Below are 23,234 nucleotides of genomic sequence, written 5' to 3' on the forward strand. Positions count from 1 at the left end.
GGTGGTTTGCCGCACCGGCCTGCGCGCCGCTTAAAGACAATTACAAGGGCTTGGCCTGAATCGGCCTGAAGCCAGTGACCCCGGATTTCACCTCGCCCTGCAAGGCGGTCCAGCGATCCACCACCAGCGCAGCCATGCGCTGGCGAAACACCGCAATGGCAAAGCGCTCGGCATTTTGCCGGCAGGCGGCGGCAGTGATGCGCCCGGCCTGCTGCTCGAACAGCGCCACCGCCGCCTGCAACGCGGCTGGCGTCTGCTCGTCAAACAACACCCCGGTGGGGTTGCTTTGCTGTAGCCCGCGCACGGTTTCCGCCGCGCCGCCCCGGCCAAAGGCAATCACCGGCGTGCCGCACGCCTGCGCCTCAACCGGGGCAATGCCAAAGTCTTCCAGCGCAGCAAACACAAACGCCCGCGCCGTTTGCAAATGCCCACGCATCACCTCAAATGGCTGATGGCCCAGCACCTGCACATTGCTGCCCGCTTTGGCGCGCACCTTGGCCAGGTCTGGCCCGTCACCAATCACAATCAGCTGCTTGTCCGGCATGGCGCTGAACGCCTCGACAATCAACTCCACCCGCTTGTACGGCACCAGGCGCGACACGGTGACATACGCCGGCCCGCGCGGCGTCTGGCCGGGGGTAAATGCCGCCAGATCGACCGGCGGATAAATCACCTCGGCCTCACGCCGGTAAGCCTTGCGCACCCGACGGCCAATAAACGCCGAATTGGCCACAAACTGATCCACCCCATTGGCCGTGCGCACGTCCCACAGCCGCAGCTTGTGCAGCAGCCAGCGGGTAAGCGCGCCCTTCATGCCGCGATCCATCCCCGCCTCGTGCAGATACTGGTGCTGCATGTCCCAGGCGTAGCGCAGCGGCGAATGCACATAGCTGACATGCAACTGGTCCGGCCCGGTCAACACCCCCTTGGCCACCGCGTGGCTGCTGGAAATCACAATATCAAAGCCACTGACATCCAGCTGCTCGATAGCCAGCGGCATCAGCGGCAGGTAATGGCGAAAGTAGCGCCGCGCCAGCGGCAGACGCTGGATAAAGCTGGTGTGTACCGGCTTGCCCTGCAAAAACCCGCGCGACGCCTCTGGCACAAAATCCACCACGGCAAACACCTCGGCCTGCGGGAAGGTCAGCAGCAGTTGTTCCAGCACCCGCTCGGCACCGGCGTAGTCCTGCAGCCAGTCAGCAACAATGGCAATGCGCGGGGCAGAAGGCGTGGGGGGCATGGGGCATCCTTGGCAGGGTTGGCTGGGCAGCCGGGAAAGAGATTATCGCGCGTTTATGACGGTTTTGGCTGCCCGGCGGCAGGCAAGGCTTATCTGTAATTAATACAGAATTTTTTACACCGCACAAAACCCGCCAGAAAACCCCACCAAACCCGCCCATGTTGGGGAATCCCCGTCAGGCAACGCCGACAGGGCAAGTTGTCCGGCTTGTAGGGCGTCACACCGGGTGTACGGGTCAGAACATCCTTCTTTGGCTTAAGTCGGGTTTAAGTCACCCACCCGCATAATGGCCACATGCTCCCCCTGCAACCAGCCACTGCCGCCCCAATACGGCAAAGTGCCCCGACCCCCTGGCCTGGGTTGGATGCCAACCGCTTCCGCCATTGAAAGGGCCACCATGTCGATGTTTTCTCAACTGCGCAGCACCCTGATGTTGTTTGCCGCCAGCCTGTGCCTGCTGGTGGCGCTGGCCGGTGGCGTGGGCCTGTATGGCACCCGGCTGAACCATGCGCACTTTGACCAGCTGCAAACCCACCGCGCGGTGGCCGAGCAGATTACCGCCATCAACTACAAAGTGTTTGATTCACGCCTGCATATTGCCCTGGCGCTGAGTGACCGCACACCAGAGCGCCAGAGCAAGGAAGCCGAAGTGATCGGCAAGAACCTGCAAAACCTGCGCCAGAGCAGCCAGGCCCTGGCGGCGCTGCCACTGCCCGCCGAGCTGGCCCAGCCAGTGCAGCAGTTCATGGCCGTGGTCAATGCATTTTCCGACGCCTACCTGAGCCCGGCGCAAACCGCCATGCAGCGCGGCGACGTGGCCGCGCTGGAGCATCTGCTCACCAGCCAGGAAGAACGCTTCTACACCCCCATCAAGCAGGGCCGCGAAGGCATCCAGCACGCCCAGCACACCGCCGCGCTGGCACTGGCCGAATCCGCCACCGCCACCGAACGCACCGCCCAGCAGCTGGGGCTGGTGGCCATGGCCGGCGCGCTGGGGCTGGCCTTGTGGTTCAGCATCCGCACTGTGCGCCGGCTTAACCGCCAGCTGGGCGCGCTGACCCACACCATGTCCCGGCTGGAACAGCACCGCGACCTGAGCAGCCGCACCGCGCTGGATGGCCAGGACGAGCTGTCCAGCCTGGGCCAGGGCCTGGACGCCGTACAAACCAGCCTGGGCAGCGTATTACGCCAGGTTAACCAGCACGCCAGCGAAGCCCAGCAGGCCGGCAGCGTGCTGCTGGAAGAAGCCAGCCAGGCCGAGGCCATTGTACTGCGGCAAAATCAATCCATCGACGACGCCATGCAGGCGCTGCAACAGGTGGTAGCACAAACCCACACCCTGGCCACCCAGTTTGACTACACCGTGCGCCTGGCCGGCGACAGCGAGGCCGAAGGCGCACAAGGTGCGCGCATGGTCAGCGACGTGGTGGACACCATGACGGAAATTGCCAGCCGGGTGGGCGCCTCCAGCGAGGACATCCGCCAGCTGGGCGCACAATCGGCGCAGGTGGACCAGATTGTGGCCACCATTCAGGAAATCACCGCGCAAACCAATCTGCTGGCGCTGAACGCCGCCATCGAAGCTGCCCGCGCCGGCGAATCCGGACGCGGCTTTGCCGTGGTGGCCGACGAAGTGCGCCGGCTGGCCGAACGCACCCAGGTGGCCACGCTGGAAATTCAGCACACCCTGGGCAATATCCGCCACGAAACCGAACAGGCCGCCGAAAACATGGGCATCAGCCAGGCCAAGGTGGAAGAAGGCATGGCCCGCGCCGGCATCGCCGCCCAGGCCATTGTCGGCGTGCGCGAACGGCTGGGCAGCATCCACAGCAGCATTCACCAGATCAACCAGGCCATCCGCGCCCAGGAACACGCCAGCGACGCCGTGGCCGCCAGCATGCATCACGCAGTGGACGCCTCTGCCCAGGTAGCCGCCCGCGCCCAGGCCACCCGCCAAGCCGCCGACCAGGTGCGCACGCTGGGCGGGCGGCTGCATGATGAAGTGGGGCGGTTTGTGTTGTGAGCGTCAGCACACAGGCTATTCACATAGCATCGCCCACCCTATAATCCCCGGTTCAGCCAGGCGCAGCAATCACACGCGCCGGCAGACCCTGGGAGCAGACGATGGCAGAGCATTCCGGCACCAACACCCTGGCCTTTGGCCACGCCCAACTGGCCAAAGCCGTGGTGAAACGCATCCAGCGCCACTTCCGCACCGACGCCACCCGGCGCTCGGCGGTGGAACAATCGCTGGTGGTGGGCGTGTTTGGCGAATGGGGCAGCGGCAAAAGCTCGCTGCTGCATGCGGTGAAGCAGGATTTTGACAACCAGCCCGATGAAGCGGCCCCGGTGGTAACGGTGTTTTTCAACGCCTGGCGCTATGAAAAAGAACCGCATTTGATTGTGCCGTTGTTGAAGACGATACAAGCTGAGATCAAGCGGGCAACACCCACAAGCAGCCAGGAAAATTTGCCAATCACCGGCCAAGAAGACACCAGCAACACCCACCTATCGCTGTTTGAGCGATTCAAAGAAAAGTTGAGCAAAGGCAGCCAATTATTCGGCGATGCCGCCAAGGCTTTTGCCCAAGTGGCCCACGAAGCGACCATTACCTTCAAGCAGCCTGGCATTCCGGTGGAAGTGTCGCTAAAAACCAGCCCAAAGGCCGCCGTCGAACTGTTTCGCAGCAGTCAGGATAAAAAAGACGAGAAAAAAGACAACAGTGCGCCCGACCCCAGCCACTACGCCAAACTCGACGAATACGACACCCTCTATCTGGAATTTGAACGCCAGCTGCGCGAGCTGACCGACAGCGACCCGGCGCTGAACCTGCTGTTCTTTATCGACGACCTGGACCGCTGCCTGCCCGAAAAAGCGCTGGAAATGCTGGAGGCCATCAAGCTGTTTTTCGACGTGCCGCGTTGCGTGTTTGTGCTGGCGGTGGACGACGAAGTGGTGGAGCGCGGCGTGCAGCACCGTTACCGCGACTATCTGTTTGAAGCCAGCAAGGCCGCCAGCGCCGACGCCAGCCACCGCCTGCCGATCACCGGCGCTGAATACCTGGAAAAAATTATCCACCTGCCGCTGCGCCTACCGCCGGCACAAACCGGACAAGCGGAGCAGTTTTTGCGCGAGCGTTATCCGGAGTTGTTTGACCATCAGGCCAGCTACCACAAACACCAGGTATTTACACAGCAAGCCTACAAGGAAGAAGAAGAGGCTCGTCAAAAGGTAAAATACCATCGCGATGTTCTGAATATGAACAGGCAATACAACACGACACAAGAAATGTTGTTAGAAACAAGTGCACGAGACTACGCCCAGCAACATTTGGAACATGCCCAGCAAAAGCGTGACTTATGCCGACTCTTTGTCAGCGCCGTACCACCAGTGCCACGAAAACTCCAGCGTGCAGCTGAACTTTTTCACATGCTGCTGGATGCCAGCCAGCAACTTGGTATGGGTATTGATCAACAGCCCAGCAAGGTAATGCTGCTGGCGCGGCTAGCTATCTGGCAATGCTTTGCCCCAGAACTATTCCGCTTGTGCCGCCGCCAACCTAGCCGCTTTTTGCGCATTGCTCAGTGGTTTGCTGCTAGTCAGCAAGATTTTTATATTATTAATGCGGAAGAGCATATCGAAAAAGATATTTATGGAGAAAGCCGGGGTGATGCACTAATTGAACTAAAAAATTTACGTCGCTCCGTCGCTGCTTCGCATAACCAGCGAAGTGAGTTTGACCTAAAAGCACTATTTATCGCCTACCCCAGCGACATTCTACCGAATCAAACTAGCGCAGAAGAAGAAAAACTGGATGTACCTATCTGGCAAAACACAGATGAACTAAGAAAATTAGCACAATTTGGCATAGACATGTCAATAGATGAAATTATATTAACAAAATACGATACAACAGAAACCCTGTTTCCTAATGCAATATATGGCCATGTAGCTGATGAGCTAGAATTTTTTAAACTACTATTTAGCAAAAATCTAGCTGATCAACAAGATGCACTCACGCACCGCTTACAAGGAGGATTGTTACCACCACCGTTATTTTACAAAGCATTAAAAAACCCAAAGCTTCAGCATCAAACCCCAGAATGGCTAGCGCGGCTTATTAAATACTTGACACCTGAAGATGCAGAAAACTTACCTCCCATTCAACCAGATTTATCAGCAATCGTTTGGCACTTACGTCGCCCAAGATTTTCTTCAAAAGGAGATACCGCTCTCATCCCAGAACAAAATGGAACAGCAAAATTATGGAATATACATACAGGCGCACTTATAAGGTCATTTAATGGGCACAACGATGGATTTATGTGCTGCGCCTTTTCACACAAACAAGATGTCATACTAACAGGTAGCCACGACAAAACCGCAAAACTATGGGATTTAAACAATGGGGAATTAATAAAAACATTTAGCGACCACGCCCATCACGTAATCGGCTGCGCCTTTTCCGTTAACGACCAAAATATTTTTACCGTAGATAGTAAGCCTGGGAAAATTAAAATCTGGGATAGAAAAACCGGAGCTCAGCTAAGAGAGATTAATATTGGCCAAAATCATATAAGTGCATGCGACTTTTCCCCAGATAGAACGGCTGCAGTTACGACATACTACGGTCTTACGGCCACGCTATGGAATATAGAAACAGGAACAATTATCCATGAACTTAAAGGGCATACGAAAACTATATCTGACTGCCAATTTTCCCTTGATGGGAAGACTATCCTTACCGTCAGTTATGACTCAACCGCAAAGTTATGGGATACTTCGACCGGAGCACTACTAAATAGTATAGAAATTTATAGTCCGCAATATAATCTTTCTTGCGCAAGTTCACCAGACGGCAAAAAATTCATAACGGGACACAGCGTGGAAAGTGCTGAGTCAAACAAGCTTATTGATCCACCTGTTACATGTTGTGCAACACTTTGGGACTCAGAAAAAAGAGAGTCGATATTTATTTTCCAGCACAGGGGCTCCGATGTGTTTGGAGCCTTTTCTAATGACGGAGCTCGTATTATTACTACGAGCATAGACAATACAGCAAAGATATGGAGTGCTAAGACAGGAGAGCAGCTTAAATCTCTTGCCGGATTATACGAAAGCATTAGCTGCTGTATATTTTCGCCAACAGGAAAAAACATTCTCACTGCAGATGAATTATACTCTTTTATTTTGTGGGACATAGCATCTGGAGAATTAATCAAAAAATATGTAGACCATAAAATGCAAGCAACAGCACGTCATTGCGCATTCTCTCCAGACGGAAAATCAATACTAATAAACAGTACAGGAAACGCTGGGGTTAGCAGCCATGCCTCGCTATGGGATATCCAAACTGGCACACGGAGCCTGTCTTTTTTTGGACACTCGGGATACATTACGAATGTCGCCTTTTCCCCAAATGGGGAATACATACTAACATCCAGTAGCGACCACACTGCTAAACTATTTGATTCACAATCAGGTGAAGAATTGCAGTCGTATAAAGGCCATTCTTCAATAGTATGTAGCTGCGCCTTTTCTCCTGACGGCCAGCAAGTTCTTACAAGCAGTACAGACCACACAGCAAAGCTATGGAATCGCCACACAGGAGAGCTAATCCATACCTTTGAAGGACATACTAGTTTAGTACATAGTTGTAGTTTTTCTCCGGACGGGCGAATGGTATTAACATCTAGTTTTGATGGTACAATAAGATTGTGGGATGCACAAACAGGCAAGCAGTTCAAATTATTGTTTGAATTTGGATCACTAACACCAAGAAATCAAGCATCATTTTCACCCAATAACCGCACAGTTATTTTTGCAGAAAAATATACAGCCATATTATTAGACACTCAAACGGGCAATGTACTACATAGGTTACAACACGCCTCATGGATTAACAGCAGTGCCTTTTCACCGGATGGCGTATATGCTATTACTGGTAGTGCTGACGGCACCGCCAAACTCTGGGATGTTCATACCGGAACACTGCTTCGCACTTTTTTCACATCGCAAGTAGATAATATAGCATTTTCCTGGCCGGCCAGCCCGCAAGATTTTATTAACAATGGCTGCGTGCTGAGAAAACTCAATAACAAACAAGACATTGACTGGGAAAAGCCACTTAACTGGATTATTCAAGATAAATACCTTAAAGAACAACAGCCTATCCGCACATGGCCCTTGATCAAATTGATTACACGCTATGGCGATCAAACATCACGTCAGCTACTGCCGGCATCGGCTCAATCGACAACAGAAACAAAACAATCTGCCCAATCTGTATGGGGATGGCCGCCTAGCACAGTGATGCACGATATAGCTAAATTGCGTTGATCTTGAAGTAGTAGTCAACAACAGCAGTCGAAAGTTGCTGCGCGGCTCCGTTGCCCGCCCGCCCCCAACCACGCAAGCCTTGCCCGCACCCGCGTGGCCGGGGGAGGGCATTCACAACGTCCCCCTGCTCGCCGTCCTTGTGTCATCCCTTCACGACACCAAGGAAGCGCCATGGAAATCGACTTTCACTATTACGCCACCTATCTGGCCGCCGGGCTGGCGGGTTACGACACCACGGCACCGGACGAGGCCACGCTGTCGGATGCGGCCAAAATTGCCTATGCGGCGCAGTATGTCGATGATCTGGACGAAAGCCGGGTGCTGGAAAACGACGCTTTCATTATTCAAAGCCGCGATTTCACCCCGGTGGCCACGGTGCAAACCAGCAAGCAGATTGCCGCGCTGGAAGTGGGCATCGGGGAATGGGCCCCCGAAAAACTGCAAAAACTGCGTCAGGTGTGGTCGGCGTTTCACTTTTTGCCGGGCAATTACGGCGACAACCCCGAGCGGCTGCCGTATGGCAATCCAGCGGTGTTGCGCAGCAATAAAGAAAGCTACGCCCAGATTGGGGCCGAGTTTCAATTGATGTGCCGGCCCAACAGCATTCTGGTGGGCCAGATGATCAATAACCTGGCCCAGCACGCCAATGAAGATTATTTTCTGCATCTGCTGGGGCTGCGCATGCATGTGATGGCAGACACCTGGGCGCATATGAACTACGCCGGCACGCCGTCGTACTACATCAACGATGCGCAAAAGTTTGTCTGGGACAACACCAGCAAAAAGGAAATCCCCTTTGCCCCGTTCAGCTCCACGCCCTCGTCGCTGACCCCGCGCTCGGTGGCCTATCTGGGCCATGGCCGCATGGGCCACCTGCCGGATTGCCCGTGGCTGGTGTACACCTACCAGCCTTTATGGTCGGATGTGCCCATCACCAAAAACAACCCGCAAGACTACCTGAAAGCCTTCCGCCAGATGGTGGCGGCCATGAGCTGGCTGCGCATGGGCCAGTACGACCGGCCATTTGACCCCAGCGATGTGGCCGATTTGCCGGCTGACATCGAAGCCGCCCTGATGGCGCTGCTGACCAAGCCGTATTTGATCAATGGTAACGACATGGCCGCGCGCAAGCAGGCGTGGGCGCAGGCGATTCCCACCTTCCAGTACAACGACGTCAATCTGTCTGCCGCGCCAAACTACCTTCCCCAGCGCTGGCTGGATATTTACAAGCAGACAGGCGCATCCAGCAGCGACCACTACTGCTTCAGCAAGGCTGCCGCGCTGCATCTGGCACTGGTGACGGCAGAAGTGCGGCAGGCCACCGGCATGGTGCTCAGCCAGCCACCCAGCGTCAGCCTGCCGCCGCCCACGCTGCAGTGGGGCGCATCCAGCACACTGCAAAGCGTGCAGTTGCTGACCAACGAGCAAGCCGACCCACCACGCGGCATTGGCGCATTTGCAGCCAGCGGCATTGCCGGGCAGTACTACCCGAAGCTGTCCAGCAACCTGCAGCCCTTGAGCCTGATTTTGCCTCCTGGGGCGGAGTCGGTGCGCACTGGCGACTTGGTGCAGATTCTGTCGCAGGAGCTTGGGCTGGGCTATTACCGCGTGCTGGGCGACTGGAAAACCGGCACCTACTACTACACCCAGAGCGTTGACTGGGCACCGCAGACCTGGGTGATCAAAAGCGCCAACCAGACCATTGCCGATGGCCAGACCATTCAGGCTGGCGAACCAGTGCAGCTGGTTAACCTGGCCACCCAGAAATACCTGTGCTGGGATAAAAACAACAACAACATCACCACCGCCGGCAACAGCATGCAAAGCGTGTGGATTATCCAATAAGCGCCAGCGGGCAAAGGCCCCCGCAGCATGGGGCTTTTGCCCGGCCATGGCGGCGTTGCCCACGCTGGACGGGCTGACCTCGTTTTTCCGCGTTTCCCCCGTGGCTGACGCGGTAAAATGGCGGTTTCCCTGCTTGCTGTTGCCACCATGTCCACCCCTCTGCTCAACCTCACCCCGCTGCAAGCCCAGTTGCGCGCCTTTGCCCAGGCGCGTGGCTGGGAACCGCATCACACCCCGCGCAATCTGCTGCTCGCCCTGGTGGGCGAAGTGGGCGAGCTGGCGGAAATCCTGCAATGGCGCAGCGACGCCGGGCTGGCCACGCTGGCGCAGGATGATCCTGCCGAATGGGTCCACCTGGGCGAAGAGCTGGCTGATGTGCAGATTTATCTGGCGCGGCTGGCCGATGTGCTGGGGGTGGACATGGCCGCCGCCGTGGCCGACAAACTGGCCAAAAACGCGCGTAAATACCCGGAGCCGCAAGCATGACCGCCCGCCTGCACGCCCCCACCGACCCTAACGCCGCACTGGATACGCTGGCCGGCTGGCTGGCCGAGGCGCGGCATATTGCCGTGCTGACCGGCGCCGGGATGAGCACCGAATCAGGCATTCCGGATTTCCGGTCGTATCAGGGCCGCTATACGCAAAACGCCAGCCTGGCCGAGGTGCTGTCGATTGACTATTTTCAGCACAATCCGGCCGATTTCTGGCAGGCGTTCAAAGAGATTTTCGAACTGAAATTGGTGGGCAACAAACAGCCCAACGCCGGTCATCGGTTTTTGGCCTGGCTGGAAACCCAGGGCAAGACGGTCAGCGTGCTGACGCAAAACATCGACGGCCTGCACCAGTGCGCTGGCAGCCGCGAGGTGGTGGAGGTTCACGGCACTTTGCAGCGGGCGGTGTGCCCGGCGTGCGGGCGCATGCATGATCTGGCCCATGTGCTGGCCAGCCCGCTGCCGCGCTGCCTGAGCTGCTGCACCCCGCTCAAGCCGGATGTGGTGCTGTACGGCGAGGCGGTCAGCCAGTTTGAAGCGGCGCTGCTGAAGGTGCTGGACGCCGATGTGCTGCTGGTGCTGGGGTCATCGCTGGAGGTGGGGCCGGTGAATCTGCTGCCGCTGGAGGCGCATCAGCACGGGATTGATTGCGCGCTGATCAACCTGGACCCCACCCGGCTGGACCGCTGTTTTGACCTGGTGTTTCGCGCCCCGATTGGCCAGACCGCCCAGGCCCTGCAAGCGCGGCTCGAAAGCCGGGCATGAACGTCGGTCCGGTATGCCGGCCTGGCTGTGGCGCGTGCTGCATTGCCCCGTCGATTTCCAGCGCCATTCCCGGCATGCCAGATGGCAAGCCCGCCGGGATGCGCTGCATCCAGCTGGACGCCGACGCCCGCTGTGCGATTTTTACCCACCCCGACCGCCCGGCAGTGTGCGCCGGGCTGCAGGCCGAGGCGGCCATGTGCGGCAGCAATGCCCAGCAGGCGATGGTCTGGCTGGCTGAGCTGGAGCAGTCCACCGCGCCGGTTTAGCCGGCGTGGTGGAGGGGGCTGGCGTGGCCAATGCGCACCGGATGCCCCTACACGGCAAACCCATACAGCCGCCATTCGGTTTCCGACACGTCCAGCGCCAGGCGTTCGTACTCGGCGCGCTTGATCGCCACAAACGCCTGATGCAGCGCTTCGCCCAGCACGTCGCGCATAAAGGCCGAGCCGGCCAGGCGCTCGATCGCGTCGAACCAGGTTTTAGGCAGCTGGTTGGTGGGGGCGTGGGCGTAGCTGTTGCCTTCGGCGGCGGGGCCGGGGTCGCTGCGCTGGGCAATGCCGTGCAGCGCGCCGGCCAGGGTGACGGCGGCCACCAGGTAGGGGTTGGCGTCTACCCCGGCCACCCGGTGTTCAAAGTGGCGGGTATTGGCCGAAGAGTTGGGCACCCGTAGCGCCACGGTGCGGTTTTCCACACCCCAGGTGTCGGATGCCGGCGAATACACCACCGAGGCAAACCGCCGCCATGAGTTCAAAAACGGGGCCAGCACCAGCATGGTGTCGCCAATGGTGTGGCGGATGCCACCAATCGAGTGCAGCATCAGCGGGCTAAGCTGGCCAGAGGGCTGGTCGGCATACAGATTACGACCATCGGCATCGGCCAGCGACAGGTGCAGGTGCATGCCAGAGCCGGCTTCCTGACCAAACGGCTTGGCCATGAAACACGCTTCCATGCCAAAGCGCCGGGCTGCCGAGCGGATCAGCCGTTTGGCCATGATCACATCGTCGGCGGCGCGCAGCAGGTCGCGGTAGCGGATGGTCAGCTCGTACTGGCCCACGGCGTATTCGGAAATCACCGATTCCAGCGGCAGGCCCAGCTGCTCGGCACCGGTGTAAATCATGTCGAAAAACGGTGACATTTCGTCCAGCTCGTCCACCGACATGGTGTTGCGGTTCAGCGAGCGCCGCCCGGTCAGCGGGTAGCGGGCAGGCAGGTAGCGGCCCTGGGCGTCGGGCTGGCTGTCTACCAGATAAAACTCCAGCTCAAACGCGCCCATGGGCTGAAATCCAGCTTGCCGGGCGGCGGCAATTTGCCGTTCCAGCACCGGGCGCGGGTCGGCGCAAAAGGGCTGGCCATCTGGCTCGTACATGCTGACCAGCACCTGGCCCCGGTTCAGATGCGGCTGCAGGCCCAGGGTGCCGGGCACGGGCCAGCAGCGCTTGTCGCCGCCGCCATCGTGCAACACCAGCCCGGTACCATCCACGTCATCTCCGGCCACATCCTGGCCAAACAGCGACGCCGGCATGGGCCGGCCACTGGCAAACAGCGCTTCCAGCTCATGCCGGCGGATGATCTTGCCGCGACCTATGCCATGGCAATCGGTCATGATCACATCAATGCCCTGAACCTCGGGATACTTGGTCAAAAACGCGTGAGCTTCTTCCTGCGTGGACCCGGTGGGTGACTGCACCTGCATGGTGGACACTTTCTATTTCAATGATTGAAGGACGTGCTGATTTAGGGATACGCTGAAAAAATCGTCATTTCCGCGAAAGCGGGAATCCAGAGGCATCCACAGCGTGCAGCAGGTGTATGCGCTCACGACCGTCCCGCAACGCTAACGCCCACGACGCACGATGTGGTCCGGTCTGGGTTCCCGCCTGCGCGGGAACGACACGTGAACGGAGATTCATGCCGAAAGAGGTCTAGCCTCCATCCCTACTTAATCTATTTTAAAACATAGCCTTAGCTTGCCACAGTGAACCACCCGCAGCACTTCACCCCGTCATTCCCGCGCAGACGGGAATCCAGGAGCATCCACAGCGCGCAGCAGGTGTGCGTGCTCACGACCACCCCGCAACGCTAACGCCCACGACGCACGCTGTGGTGCGATCTGGGTTCCCGCCTGCGCGGGAACGACACGTGAGGGGAGATTCATGCCGAAAGAGGTCTAGCCTCCACCCATACTTAATCTATTTTAAAACATAGCCTTAGCTTGCCACAGTGAACCACCCGCAGCACTTCACCCCGTCATTCCCGCGCAGGCGGGAATCCAGAGGCATCCACAGCGCGCAGCAGGAGTATGCGCTCACGACCGTCCCGCAACGCTAACGCCCACGGCGCACGCTGTGGTGCGATCTGGGTTCCCGCCTGCGCGGGAACGACACGTGAACGGAGATTCATGCCGAAAGAGGTCTAGCCTCCGTCCCTGCTTAATCTATTTTAAAACATAGCCTTAGCTTGCCACAGTGAACCACCCGCAGCACTTCACCCCGTCATTCCCGCGCAGGCGGGAATCCAGAGGCATCCACAGCGCGCAGCAGGTGTGCGCGCTCACGACCGTCCCGCAACGCTAACGCCCACGACGCACGATGTGGTCCGGTCTGGGTTCCCGCCTGCGCGGGAACGACGATTTTTTCAGCGTATCCTTCGCCATATTTGCCGCGTGGCACCCGCGCGGGCTGGCCAGATCTCACCCCTGCTGCGCCGGGCCAAACCATGCCAGCGTGCCGGCCAGTTTCACCACATCCCCCACCATAATCAGCGCTGGCGACTGAATCCCCTGTGCGGCAATCAGGCCGGGCAAGGTGGTCAGGGTGCCAATCACCACGCGCTGGGCTCGGGTGGTGGCGCGTTCCACCACGGCAGCCGGGGTGTCGGCGGCCTTGCCATGTTCAATCAGCGCCGCGCACAGCGCCGGGGCGGTGGATACCCCCATGTAAATCACCACGGTTTGCTGCGGACGGGTGATGGCGGCCCAGTCCAGGTCGATGCTGCCGTCGCGGCGGTGGCCGGTGACAAACACACAGGACTGGGCGTGGTCGCGGTGGGTGAGCGGAATGCCGGCATACGCCGCTGCGCCGTTGGCCGAGGTGATGCCAGGCACCACTTCAAATGGAATGCCATGCTCGGCCAGGGTTTCGATTTCTTCGCCGCCCCGGCCAAACATGAATGGATCACCGCCCTTGAGCCGCACCACGCGCTTGCCTTCTTTGGCCAGCCGCACCAGCAGGCTGTTGATGTCTTCTTGCGGCAGGGTGTGCTGGCTGGCGCGCTTGCCGACGTAAATGCGGTCGGCGTCGCGGCGGGTGAGTTCGACAATTTCCGGGGCCACCAGGTTGTCGTACAGCACCACGTCGGCCTGTTGCATCAGTCGCAGCGCCCTAAAAGTGAGCAAATCCGGGTTGCCCGGCCCGCCCCCCACCAAGTACACCGCGCCCACTGGCGGCGCGGCGTGGTCGGCCAGCGCACGGTCGAAGTCGGCGCGGGCCTGGGTTTCGTCGCCGTTCATCATCTGCTCGGCCCACGGGCTGGCCAGCAGGCGCTCCCAGAAGCCACGGCGCTGGTTGGCGTCGGGCATGGCCGCCTTGATGCGCGGGCGCACTTCCTGGCCAAACCGCCCCAGCCGCGCCAGCCCGGCGGGCAGCAAGGCTTCCACCTGGGTGCGCAACCAGCGCGCCAGCACCGGCAACCCGCCAGACGAAGAAATGGCCACAATCACCGGCGAACGGTCGATGATCGACGGCATGATGAAGCTGCACAGGCGCGGGTTGTCCACCACGTTCACCGGAATATTGGCCGCCATGCACACCGCGCTGACTTCGGCATTGACCACGGGGTCATCGGTCGCCGCAATCACCAGGCGCTGGCCGGCAATGTCGGAGGAAGCAAACGGGCGGGCCTGATGCAGCACACTGCCTGCAGCCACCCATTCGGCCAGCTCCGGATGGCACTCCGGGGCCACCACGGTGAGCTGACAGCCAGCCTCGCGCAGCAGCCGGGCCTTGCGCACCGCCACATCGCCCCCGCCCACCACCAGCGCTGCCGCGCCGCGCATATTCATAAAAATCGGTAAAAAGTCCATGGCTGTCCGCTTTCGCTGCCGCCCACGCCAGTCGGGGCACGCTGTTCTGGGTATGCATCATAACATTGCTGTTTGGCGGGATTGATCCTGAGGCCAGCAAATGGGGCATGGGTTGGCGTTGGGCTGCGCAGTCAATTAAGACGGCTTGCTGAGTCATACCCATGCCCTGAAGTTTGACGCCCGCCAGACAATCCGCCACGATACCGCCCATTGCCATTGTCCTGAGCGTGTGCTGTGCCCCCGGTTTTCATCGCCCCTGCCGCCTGGCAAACCCATTGGCTCTCTCACCCGGCCTACACTGTCTGGGCCGGGGTAGCACAGCCGCTGGCCGGGCGGCCCAACTGGCCGGATCAGGCCGCGCTGGATGGCCTGTTTGCCCATGCCCGCCGGCAGGGCTGCCCCTTGCCGGCCAAGCTGCGCTGCGTGCTGGATGCCGAACCGGAGACCTATTACGAAAGCCATATTGCCCACACCGGCGAAGTGCCCACCCGCTCGAACAACTGGCACGACTGGTTCAATGCGCTGGCCTGGCTGGTGTACCCCCGGCTGAAAACCGCGCTGAATGCCCGCCATCAGGCGGCGATAGCCAGCGGAGAAAACCAGCGCGGGCCAATTCGGGACACCGCCACGCTGCTGGACGAATGCGGCGTGCTGCTGCCGTATGCCGAACCGGCGCGGGCAGCAGAGGTGGACCAGATGCGCTGGTCGGCGCTGTGGCTGACGCATCGCGCCGACTGGGGCCGGGTGATCGACGCCTACCCGGTGGGCCACGCGCTGCCCGAAATGCTGCTGGCCCCGTTTATCGGCCTGACCGGCAAAGCCTGGCTGCTGCCGGTGCAGGCCGAGTTTTTTAGCTGGCCACTGGCGCAGCGGCTGGCACATCTGGACCAACTGGCCGCCGCGCAGCTGGGCCAGCTGGATCGCCCTTCGCGGCTGGCCCCCTTGCCGCTGCTGGGCATTCCCGGCTGGCACCCGGCCAATGCCGACCCGGCGTTTTACGCCAATACCGATTATTTTCGGCCACAACGACGCGCGCCGTCGGTGTGGGCCGAGTGAACCGACCGAGCACCATGAACGATTCTTCGCTGAACTTACGCCTGCAAGCCGGCCTGGCACATCAACAAGCTGGCCAGCTTGATCAAGCCATTGACTGCTACCTGGAGGTGCTGCACGCCGACCCGGCCCAGCACGCTGCCCACCACCAGATCGGGCTGGCCTACTGGCACAGCGGCCAGCGCGAGCGCGGGCTGGCACATTTGCAGACCGCACTGAACGCGCCGCAGGTGCCGGGCGGCTACTGGCTGGCGCTGATCGACTCGCTGATTCAGCTGGGCCGCTATAGCGAGGCGCAGCGCGCCCTGGTCAAGGCACGCCAGCGCGGGCTGCCCGCCAGCGAGCTGCTGGGTCGCGCCCAGGTGACCCAGCCGCCACAAGAGGTGCAGGATCAATTGTTTGGCCACTACGCCAGGCAGGAGCTGGACGCCTGCCGGCAGATCACCCACCCACTGCTGACGCACTACCCGGCGTTTGGCCATGGCTGGAAAATGCTGGCCTATCTGTTTCAGAGCAACGGCGAATATCAGGCGGCGCAAGACGCCGGCCAGCAGGCCAGCTACTGGCTGCCAGACGATGCCGAAGTGTTCAACAACCTGGGCATCAGCGCGCGCAGCACCGGCAATATTGCCCTGGCCGAACAGGCTTACCTTCGGGCCATCACCCTCAAGCCGCAGTGGGTAGACCCTTACTACAACCTGAGCAGCCTGCTTTACGAAAATGGCCGTCTGCGCGAAGCCGAACCGGTATGCCGCCAGGCGCTGGCACTGCGTCCGGAGCACACCCCGGCGCTGAACAACCTGGCCAACATGCTGCGTGAACGCGGCGAGCTGCTCCAGGCCGAAACCGTGTGCCGCCAGGCGCTGGCGCTCAGGCCAGACTATGTGCTGGCGCACAACAACCTGGGCATCATCCTGCACGGCCAGGACCGCTGCGACGAAGCCGAAGCCAGCTACCGGCTGGGCCTGAGCTACGACCCCCACGACCTGAAAACCCTGAACAATCTGGGCAACCTGCTGAAAGCGCGTGGCCGGCTGGACGAAGCCGCCGACTATTACCGCGCCGCGCTGGCACAAGCGCCCAATATGGCCGAGCTGCACGGCAACCTGGCCAATGTGCAAAAAGACCTGGGCGACCTGACCCGTGCCATGGCCGGCTTTAGCCACGCCATCACGCTGAACCCCATGCAGGCTGACACCTGGCACAACCTGCTGCTTACCCTGCAATACGCCGACCAGGCCAGCGCCGCCGATTGCGCGCACTGGCACCGCGCATTTGGCGAACAGTTTGAAGGCCCGTGGCGTGGCCGGGTGGCCGCGCATGACAACCCGCGCGACCCCGAGCGCCGCCTGCGCATTGGCTGGGTATCAGCAGACTTCTGCGATCACGCAGTCAGCTACTTCACCCTGCCGCTGTTTGAAGCACTGGCCGCCCGCCCCGACCTGAATCTGGAGCACTACGGCTACAGCCAGACCTTTGTCCACGACCCCATCAGCGCCCGGCTGCAGGCGTGCTGGACCAAATGGCGGCATGTGCTGGGATGGAATGACAACGAGCTGGAAGCCTGCATCCGCCAGGATCAGATCGACATCCTGATTGACCTGTCCGGCCACACCGCCAATAACCGGCTGACCGTGTTCGCCCGCAAACCTGCCCCGGTGCAGGCCAGCTGGCTGGGTTACCCGGACAGTTCCGGGCTGACCCATATCGACTGGCGCATCACCGACCGCCACGGCGACCCCGATGGCGTCGAACCGCGTTACAGCGAACGGCTGTGGCGGCTGCCTCAGGTGTTTTGCTGCTACCGGCCCATGCTGCGCTTTCCCGACAAGCGCCAGCACCCTGACTACGCCGTATGGCCAACCCCCGCGCTGGAAACCGGCTACATCACCTTTGGCTGCTGCAACAACATCGCCAAACTCACCCCCACCACGCTCAAGCTGTGGGCCAAGGTGCTGCATGCCCTGCCGGACAGCCGCCTGCTGCTGGAGCTGGCCGGACTGGAGCAAAGCTCGCTGAAAGACAAGCTGCTGGCCGACTTTGCCGCGCTGGACATCCCGGCCACACGGCTGAGCCTGATTCACCGGGAACGCAGCTGGCAATACCGACGCTACCAGCAAATCGACATCGTGCTCGACCCCTTCCCCGCCAACGGCGGCACCTCCAGCTGCGACCTGCTGTGGATGGGCGTGCCGCTGGTTACCCTGACGGGCGAACGGTTTGTGTCGCGCATGGGGGCCAGCCTGCTGCACGCCATCGGCCACCCGGAATGGATTGCCCACACGGCAGAAGACTACGTGGCGATTGCGCAAAGCCTGGCGGCAGATATCCCGGCGCTGGACGCCATCCGCCAACGCCTGCGCGCAGAGACAGAGGCCAGCCCGCTGATGGATGAAGCGGGGTTTGCTGAGGTGTTTGGAGGGGCGTTAAGGGGGATGTGGCGGGGGGGGTGTGGGGAATAAAACACCTCAGAGTGGCACTATTCGGGCATGCTCTGAAGCGTGTTAAACGCCACTCACAACCCCCCTGGCGTTATTGTTCTGCCTTGCTGACCCTTATGTACTGTCTGCGCGAGGGAAGGCTATGCTGAATTTTGTGAGTGACGCCAATCACTTGACAAGGCGTACCAATATGCCTACGTTTTCTTAAAATCAGAGGCCATGCATGCAAACACTGACTGCTAGCGAGGCGCGGGCCAATCTATACCGCCTTATGGATCAGACAGCCGAGTCGCATCAACCCATCACCATTGCGGGAAAACGCCATGACGCGGAGCTCATCGCAGCAGAAGATTGGCAGGCAATTCAAGAAACGCTTTATCTTCTCTCTGTGCCAGGCATGCGCGAGTCCATCAAAGAAGGCATGGCCCAGGCACCAGAAAATTGCGCCAAAGAGCTTGACTGGTAAGTTGGGCGCTTGTGTACTCTAGGCACGCCCAAAAAGACGCGCAGAAACTTGCATGTGGATTGAAGGACAAGGCCCAGGCGCTACTTGCCTGCGTCAAAGAAAACCCGTTTCAGAATCCACCTCCTGACGAAAAGTTGGTCGGTGATTTATCTGGTGCCTATTCACGACGCATCAACATTCAGCATCGCTTGGTCTACGAGGTGTTGCAAGAACAAAAAATCATCAAAGTTCTGCGCATGTGGTCACACGACGAATAGAAGCCACATGCTCCGCCAGCGCTTGCAAGCATCTCTCCGACACCAGCCAAGCGCCGCCAGTGCTCCCGCCGCACCCACCCCCCTACCCCGCCCGCACTCTGGTATCATTGCCAGCTTGTTTTTAACCTAGCCGCCGAGCCGCCCGTGACTGCCCCGCTGTTTCGCCCACTGATTGCCGACGACATGCACGCCGTGGATCAAGTGATCCGCCGCTGCCTCCACTCGGATGTCGTCCTGATCCGCCAGGTGGCGGAATACATTATTGGCGCTGGTGGCAAACGCCTGCGCCCGGCGCTGGTGCTGCTGTCTGCCCGCGCACTGGGCTGTACTGGCGAACAGGTACACACCCAGGCGGCGATGATTGAATTCATCCACACTGCCACCCTGCTGCACGACGATGTGGTGGACGAGTCGGCGCTGCGCCGAGGCCGCGACACCGCCAATGCGCTGTTTGGCAACGCCGCCAGTGTGCTGGTGGGCGATTTTCTGTACACCCGCGCATTCCAGATGATGGTGGGCACGCACAATCTGCGCGTGCTGGAAGTCATGGCCGAAGCCACCAACATCATTGCCGAAGGCGAAGTGCTGCAGTTGCTCAATATCGGCAACACCGATGTGGACGAAGAAGCCTATCTGCGGGTGATTCAGTACAAAACCGCCAAGCTGTTTGAAGCCGCTGGCCGTGTGGGTGCCATGCTGGCTGCCGCCACGCCAGAACAGGAAGCCGCACTGGCCGCCTACGGCATGCACCTGGGCACGGCGTTCCAGATCATCGACGACGTGCTGGATTACACCGGTGACGCCGCCACCATTGGCAAGAGCCTGGGCGACGATCTGGCCGAGGGCAAGCCCACCCTGCCGCTGATTTATGTGATGCAGCACGGCCAGCCCGCCGATGCCGACTGTGTGCGCCATGCGCTGTCGCATGCCGACCGCGAACATTTTCCGGCGGTGCTGGCGGCGGTGCAACGCAGCGGTGCACTGGACTACGCCCGCGAACAGGCGCGCCTGGCCGCCGAGCGCGCGGTGAGCGCGCTGGACGTCATCCCGGACAGCGACACCCGCACGGCAATGATGGAACTGGCGCGCCTGTCGGTGGCGCGCGAAGCCTGATGGCCGGCGTGATTCTCACCCCCGGCGTGGACAGCCCGTGCGTGGCGCGCTGCTCCACTGCACTGGGCGATGCAGTATGCAAGGGCTGTGGCCGCACGTTTGAAGAAGTGACGTTCTGGAACGTGATGGACGACAGCCAGAAACAGGCCATTCTGGCCCGGATTGCCAGCGAACGCGCCGCCCAGGCAACATCCACACCGCCGGCCATGCCTGCGGTATAATCGCTTCACTGCGTGGTCTCCGTAGTTAAATGGATATAACGGCCCCCTCCTAAGGGGCAGTTACAGGTTCGATTCCTGTCGGGGGCACCATGCTGGCTGACACACACGCTGAATTCAGCCGCCTTTCAGCAACGCCACCGCCCCGGCCTTCTTGATGAGGGCCGGGGCGGTGGGCTTTCCGGGGTGGTGATTCGCGCTGAGGCTTACTGCTTGGCGGCTTCCGGCTTGGCAGTGTCCTTGGCCACTTCCGGCTTGTCGGCGGCTTTGTCAGCCTTCTTCACCGTCTTGGCTTGCACTTTCTTGTCAGCCTTGTGTGCGTCTTTCTTGGCTTCGGCCTTCACTTCCGGCTTGACGGCATCCTTGGCCGCTTCCGGCTTGGCCGCGCTGGTGGCGGTGACCGGCGCTGCCGCCGGCTTGGCTTCGGCTTTCGGTGCATCAGCGGCAAAGCCCACAGCGGCGGACAGGGTCAGGGTGGCGGCGATCAGGGTCTTCAGGGCGGTGTTCATGGTTGGCATCCTTTATTCTGGGTTCAAACAGCAGTCTGGGCGCCCCGGTGTCCGGGGATCACTGCGGGGTGCAGTCGATGAGTGAAGATTACCCCTCGCCTGTCGGGCCGTCTGTGAGTGCCTGGTGTCAGGATGTAACCAAATGTAGCGCTCAGCCTGCTCCCAACAGCCGTCGATACAGCGCCAGCAATTCTTCCGCCATTGCCTCCAGCGTGTAGGGTTCTGCCGTGGCGCGGGCGCAGGCGCGCAGCGCTGGCCAGTCGGCTTCGCGCTGCAGCCAGTGCGACAGGTCGGCGGTAAAGCCGGCCACGTCCAGCGCATCGCGCACCCAGCCGTTTTTGCCGGGCTGAATCCATTCCGCCGCGCCGCAGCCGGTGCTGGTAAACAGCGGCAGGCCGCAGGCCAGTGCTTCGACGCAGACATTGGGAAAGGGGTCGTACAGGGTGGGCAGGATCAGCGCATCGGCAGCGGCGTAGAAACTTTTGACGTCTTTTTGCGCGCCGGTGAAGATCACCCGCTCGGTAATGCCCAGTGCGCGAGCTTGCGCCTGGTAGCGGGCGGCATGCTTGTCATGGCCGACCACCAGCAGGTGCAGGCCGGCCAGCGGGGCAATGGCCGCCAACGCGGTGGCCACGCCCTTGCGTTCAAAGCCGGAACCCACATACACCAGCAGCGGGGCCTGGGTGGGAATGCGCCAGTGCGCGCGCACGGCGTCGCGCTGGCTGGCCAGGCCAGGATGGAAGGCCTGGCTGTCCACGCCGTTGTAAATCACCGTCAGTTGGTCGTCGCCCAGGCCGAACAGCTGACGGATTTCAGTGGCCACCATCTGCGAATTGCAGATGACGGTTTTCAGCGCCGGATGGCGAAACATGCGCGCTTCGGCGCGGCAGATATAGTGGTGATACGGGTTGAGCTTGAGCTTGAGCCGGCCCAGCACTGACAGTGCCCGGCTGCGGCGCGCCAGCCAGGCGCGGTGTACACCGTCGCCGGCACGAAACACGTCGCAGCCGGGAATGCGCTCGTGCGCCTGCACCAGGTCGAAGCCTTCGCCGGCAATGGCCTGACGCACGCCACGGGCAAAGCCGGCATCGCGCCACACATTGCCCAGATAAAACGGATTGACCGTCAGGTTGTGGTAACCGGGGTGATCTTCCCAGCGGCGGGTAATCAGCGTCACATCCAGGCTGCCCTGACGGGCCAGCGCGTCCAGCGCGCGGCTGACAAAGCGCTCGGCACCGCCAGCGGGGTTATAGCGTTGCCGCACAATCGCCAGTCGGGTCATCGGCCAGTCTCCTGTAGCAGTTCATCCAGCGCCGCCAGCACCCGGCTGGCCGGAATGGCGCTCAGGCATTCGCTGAGCTTGCCGCCGCCGCAGCCATCGCGGCCACAGGGCCGGCACGGCCAGTCTTCGCGCACCACCCGCTGCGCCACCTGCCATGGCCCCCATTCAATTTCGCCGGAGGGGCCAAACAGCGCCACGGTGGGCGTACCCAGCGCAGCGGCCATATGCATGGGCACCGAATCCATGCCGATGAAAGCACGCGCCTGCGCCAGCAGCGCACCCAGTTGCTCCAGGCTCAGTTCCCCGGCCAGGCTGGCCACAGGCCGGCTCAGTCTGGCCTGAATGTCGGCCAGCATGGCCAGTTCCGCCGGGTCGGGCGCGGCAGTCAGCAGCACCGGCCAGCCACGGGCGGTCAGTTGGTCAATCAGCTCGGCCATCTGCGCCACCGGCCAGGTTTTGAACAGCCAGCGTGAGGTGGGATGGATATGGATAAACTGGCCGGGCAACAGGCCCAGCGCCTCCAGCCGGCGGTTCACCTCCTGGCGGGCATGTGCCGATGGGCACAGCACCAGTTGTCGCGCATCGGCAGGCGCTTGCAGGCCCAGCCGGCGCAGGGCATCCAGGTGTAATTCCACCGTATGCCGGCGATTGCCGCCCACCAGCGGATAACGGTGGGTAAAAGCCTTGGCAAAGCGGCTGCTGGTTTTACCTGCTGGCGCAATGGCCCAGCGGGGTTTCAGCAGCCGCGCCAGGGTGGCACCGCGATTGTGGTCAGTCAGATGGATGATCAGATCGTACTGGCGGGCGCGCAGCGCCTGAAACAACGCCCATTCGTGGCGCAGCTGAGCCAGCCAGCCAGCGCGTTTCCACTGGCGGCCAATGCAGAACACCTGGCTGATGGCCGGATGGCCACCCAGCATCGGTGCGGTGTCGGCGTACACCAGTGCGTCAAGTTCGGCATGAGGGGCATGCTGTTTCAGCACGGTAAACACGGGAGAAGTGAGCAATACATCGCCGTGATGGCGCAGTTTGATCACCAGCACGCGCTTAAGCGCGGCGGGGTCGATGGCGTCTTGCAGCATGGAAACAGTCGGTTTTTCGCAGAAGATCGGGCCAGGGCGCGGCAGTTGGCCG

The 23,234-nt window shown here is 60.7% G+C and carries 18 protein-coding genes and 1 tRNA gene; 13 read left to right on the forward strand and 6 right to left on the reverse strand.

What is annotated here, in order from left to right:
• Nucleotides 1–40: 40 nt before the first annotated feature.
• Complete coding sequence (locus BXU06_RS15220) at nt 41–1,240, reverse strand: glycosyltransferase family 4 protein (protein ID WP_077301495.1); 1,200 nt, start codon at nt 1,238–1,240, stop codon at nt 41–43.
• 397 nt (nt 1,241–1,637) lie between these two features.
• Between BXU06_RS15220 and BXU06_RS17930 the strand changes: the two genes are divergently transcribed.
• From BXU06_RS17930 to BXU06_RS15250, 6 genes are all read left to right on the forward strand, one after another.
• Complete coding sequence (locus tag BXU06_RS17930; protein ID WP_216352495.1) at nt 1,638–3,263, forward strand: methyl-accepting chemotaxis protein; 1,626 nt, start codon at nt 1,638–1,640, stop codon at nt 3,261–3,263.
• Between the two features lie 101 nt (nt 3,264–3,364).
• Complete coding sequence (locus tag BXU06_RS15230; protein WP_077301501.1) at nt 3,365–7,579, forward strand: P-loop NTPase fold protein; 4,215 nt, start codon at nt 3,365–3,367, stop codon at nt 7,577–7,579.
• 171 nt (nt 7,580–7,750) lie between these two features.
• Entirely contained in the window at nt 7,751–9,424 is a 1,674-nt protein-coding gene (locus tag BXU06_RS15235; protein ID WP_077301504.1) for a DUF6765 family protein, read from the forward strand.
• A 147-nt stretch (nt 9,425–9,571) separates the two neighbouring features.
• On the forward strand, nt 9,572–9,910 hold the full coding sequence (locus BXU06_RS15240; protein WP_077302957.1) for a nucleotide pyrophosphohydrolase: 339 nt from the start codon (nt 9,572–9,574) through the stop codon (nt 9,908–9,910).
• The gene (locus tag BXU06_RS15245; protein WP_077301507.1) at nt 9,907–10,680 is read left to right on the forward strand and encodes an NAD-dependent protein deacylase; all 774 of its coding nucleotides are present in this window, start codon (nt 9,907–9,909) and stop codon (nt 10,678–10,680) included. The genes BXU06_RS15240 and BXU06_RS15245 overlap by 4 nt, the downstream gene beginning before the upstream one ends.
• Nucleotides 10,677–10,946, forward strand: coding sequence for a YkgJ family cysteine cluster protein (locus BXU06_RS15250; protein ID WP_150125230.1), 270 nt, complete (start codon nt 10,677–10,679; stop codon nt 10,944–10,946). The genes BXU06_RS15245 and BXU06_RS15250 overlap by 4 nt, the downstream gene beginning before the upstream one ends.
• Before the next feature lie 47 nt (nt 10,947–10,993).
• On the opposite strand, the gene BXU06_RS15255 is transcribed toward BXU06_RS15250, so the two are convergent.
• Together BXU06_RS15255 and cysG are read right to left on the reverse strand one after the other, a co-directional pair.
• On the reverse strand, nt 10,994–12,373 hold the full coding sequence (locus BXU06_RS15255; RefSeq protein WP_150125302.1) for a glutamine synthetase family protein: 1,380 nt from the start codon (nt 12,371–12,373) through the stop codon (nt 10,994–10,996).
• A gap of 996 nt (nt 12,374–13,369) precedes the next feature.
• Nucleotides 13,370–14,761 (reverse strand): siroheme synthase CysG, encoded by a 1,392-nt coding sequence (gene cysG, locus BXU06_RS15260; protein WP_077301513.1) that lies wholly within the window; start codon nt 14,759–14,761, stop codon nt 13,370–13,372.
• 234 nt (nt 14,762–14,995) lie between these two features.
• On the opposite strand from cysG, the gene BXU06_RS15265 reads away from it, so the two are divergent.
• The 7 genes from BXU06_RS15265 (at nt 14,996) to BXU06_RS15295 (ending at nt 20,402) form a co-directional block, all read left to right on the forward strand.
• On the forward strand, nt 14,996–15,817 hold the full coding sequence (locus tag BXU06_RS15265) for a DUF3025 domain-containing protein (protein ID WP_253189481.1): 822 nt from the start codon (nt 14,996–14,998) through the stop codon (nt 15,815–15,817).
• A gap of 14 nt (nt 15,818–15,831) precedes the next feature.
• The gene (locus BXU06_RS15270) at nt 15,832–18,276 is read left to right on the forward strand and encodes a tetratricopeptide repeat protein (RefSeq protein WP_077301516.1); all 2,445 of its coding nucleotides are present in this window, start codon (nt 15,832–15,834) and stop codon (nt 18,274–18,276) included.
• Nucleotides 18,277–18,478: 202 nt separating this feature from the next.
• Nucleotides 18,479–18,721, forward strand: coding sequence for a type II toxin-antitoxin system Phd/YefM family antitoxin (locus tag BXU06_RS15275; protein ID WP_077301519.1), 243 nt, complete (start codon nt 18,479–18,481; stop codon nt 18,719–18,721).
• An 11-nt stretch (nt 18,722–18,732) separates the two neighbouring features.
• Complete coding sequence (locus BXU06_RS18520) at nt 18,733–18,978, forward strand: Txe/YoeB family addiction module toxin (protein WP_216352496.1); 246 nt, start codon at nt 18,733–18,735, stop codon at nt 18,976–18,978.
• Nucleotides 18,979–19,161: 183 nt separating this feature from the next.
• Nucleotides 19,162–20,091 (forward strand): polyprenyl synthetase family protein, encoded by a 930-nt coding sequence (locus BXU06_RS15285; protein WP_077302963.1) that lies wholly within the window; start codon nt 19,162–19,164, stop codon nt 20,089–20,091.
• Nucleotides 20,091–20,312 carry a DUF1289 domain-containing protein gene (locus BXU06_RS15290; protein ID WP_077301525.1) on the forward strand — a complete coding sequence of 74 codons (222 nt, stop codon included), beginning with the start codon at nt 20,091–20,093 and terminating at the stop codon, nt 20,310–20,312. The genes BXU06_RS15285 and BXU06_RS15290 overlap by 1 nt, the downstream gene beginning before the upstream one ends.
• Before the next feature lie 15 nt (nt 20,313–20,327).
• A tRNA-Arg gene (locus BXU06_RS15295) sits at nt 20,328–20,402 on the forward strand.
• Between the two features lie 113 nt (nt 20,403–20,515).
• On the opposite strand, the gene BXU06_RS15300 is transcribed toward BXU06_RS15295, so the two are convergent.
• The 3 genes from BXU06_RS15300 to rfaQ all read right to left on the reverse strand — a co-directional run bounded on the left by BXU06_RS15300 (nt 20,516) and on the right by rfaQ (nt 23,182).
• Nucleotides 20,516–20,818 carry a hypothetical protein gene (locus tag BXU06_RS15300; RefSeq protein ID WP_077301528.1) on the reverse strand — a complete coding sequence of 101 codons (303 nt, stop codon included), beginning with the start codon at nt 20,816–20,818 and terminating at the stop codon, nt 20,516–20,518.
• Nucleotides 20,819–20,969: 151 nt separating this feature from the next.
• Nucleotides 20,970–22,100 (reverse strand): glycosyltransferase family 4 protein, encoded by a 1,131-nt coding sequence (locus BXU06_RS15305; protein WP_077301531.1) that lies wholly within the window; start codon nt 22,098–22,100, stop codon nt 20,970–20,972.
• Nucleotides 22,097–23,182, reverse strand: coding sequence for a putative lipopolysaccharide heptosyltransferase III (gene rfaQ / locus BXU06_RS15310; protein WP_077301534.1), 1,086 nt, complete (start codon nt 23,180–23,182; stop codon nt 22,097–22,099). Before rfaQ ends, BXU06_RS15305 begins: the two co-directional genes overlap by 4 nt.
• Nucleotides 23,183–23,234: the final 52 nt, after the last annotated feature.

Source organism: Aquaspirillum sp. LM1 (genome assembly GCF_002002905.1).
In the GTDB taxonomy this organism is placed as follows: Bacteria; Pseudomonadota; Gammaproteobacteria; order Burkholderiales; family Aquaspirillaceae; genus Rivihabitans.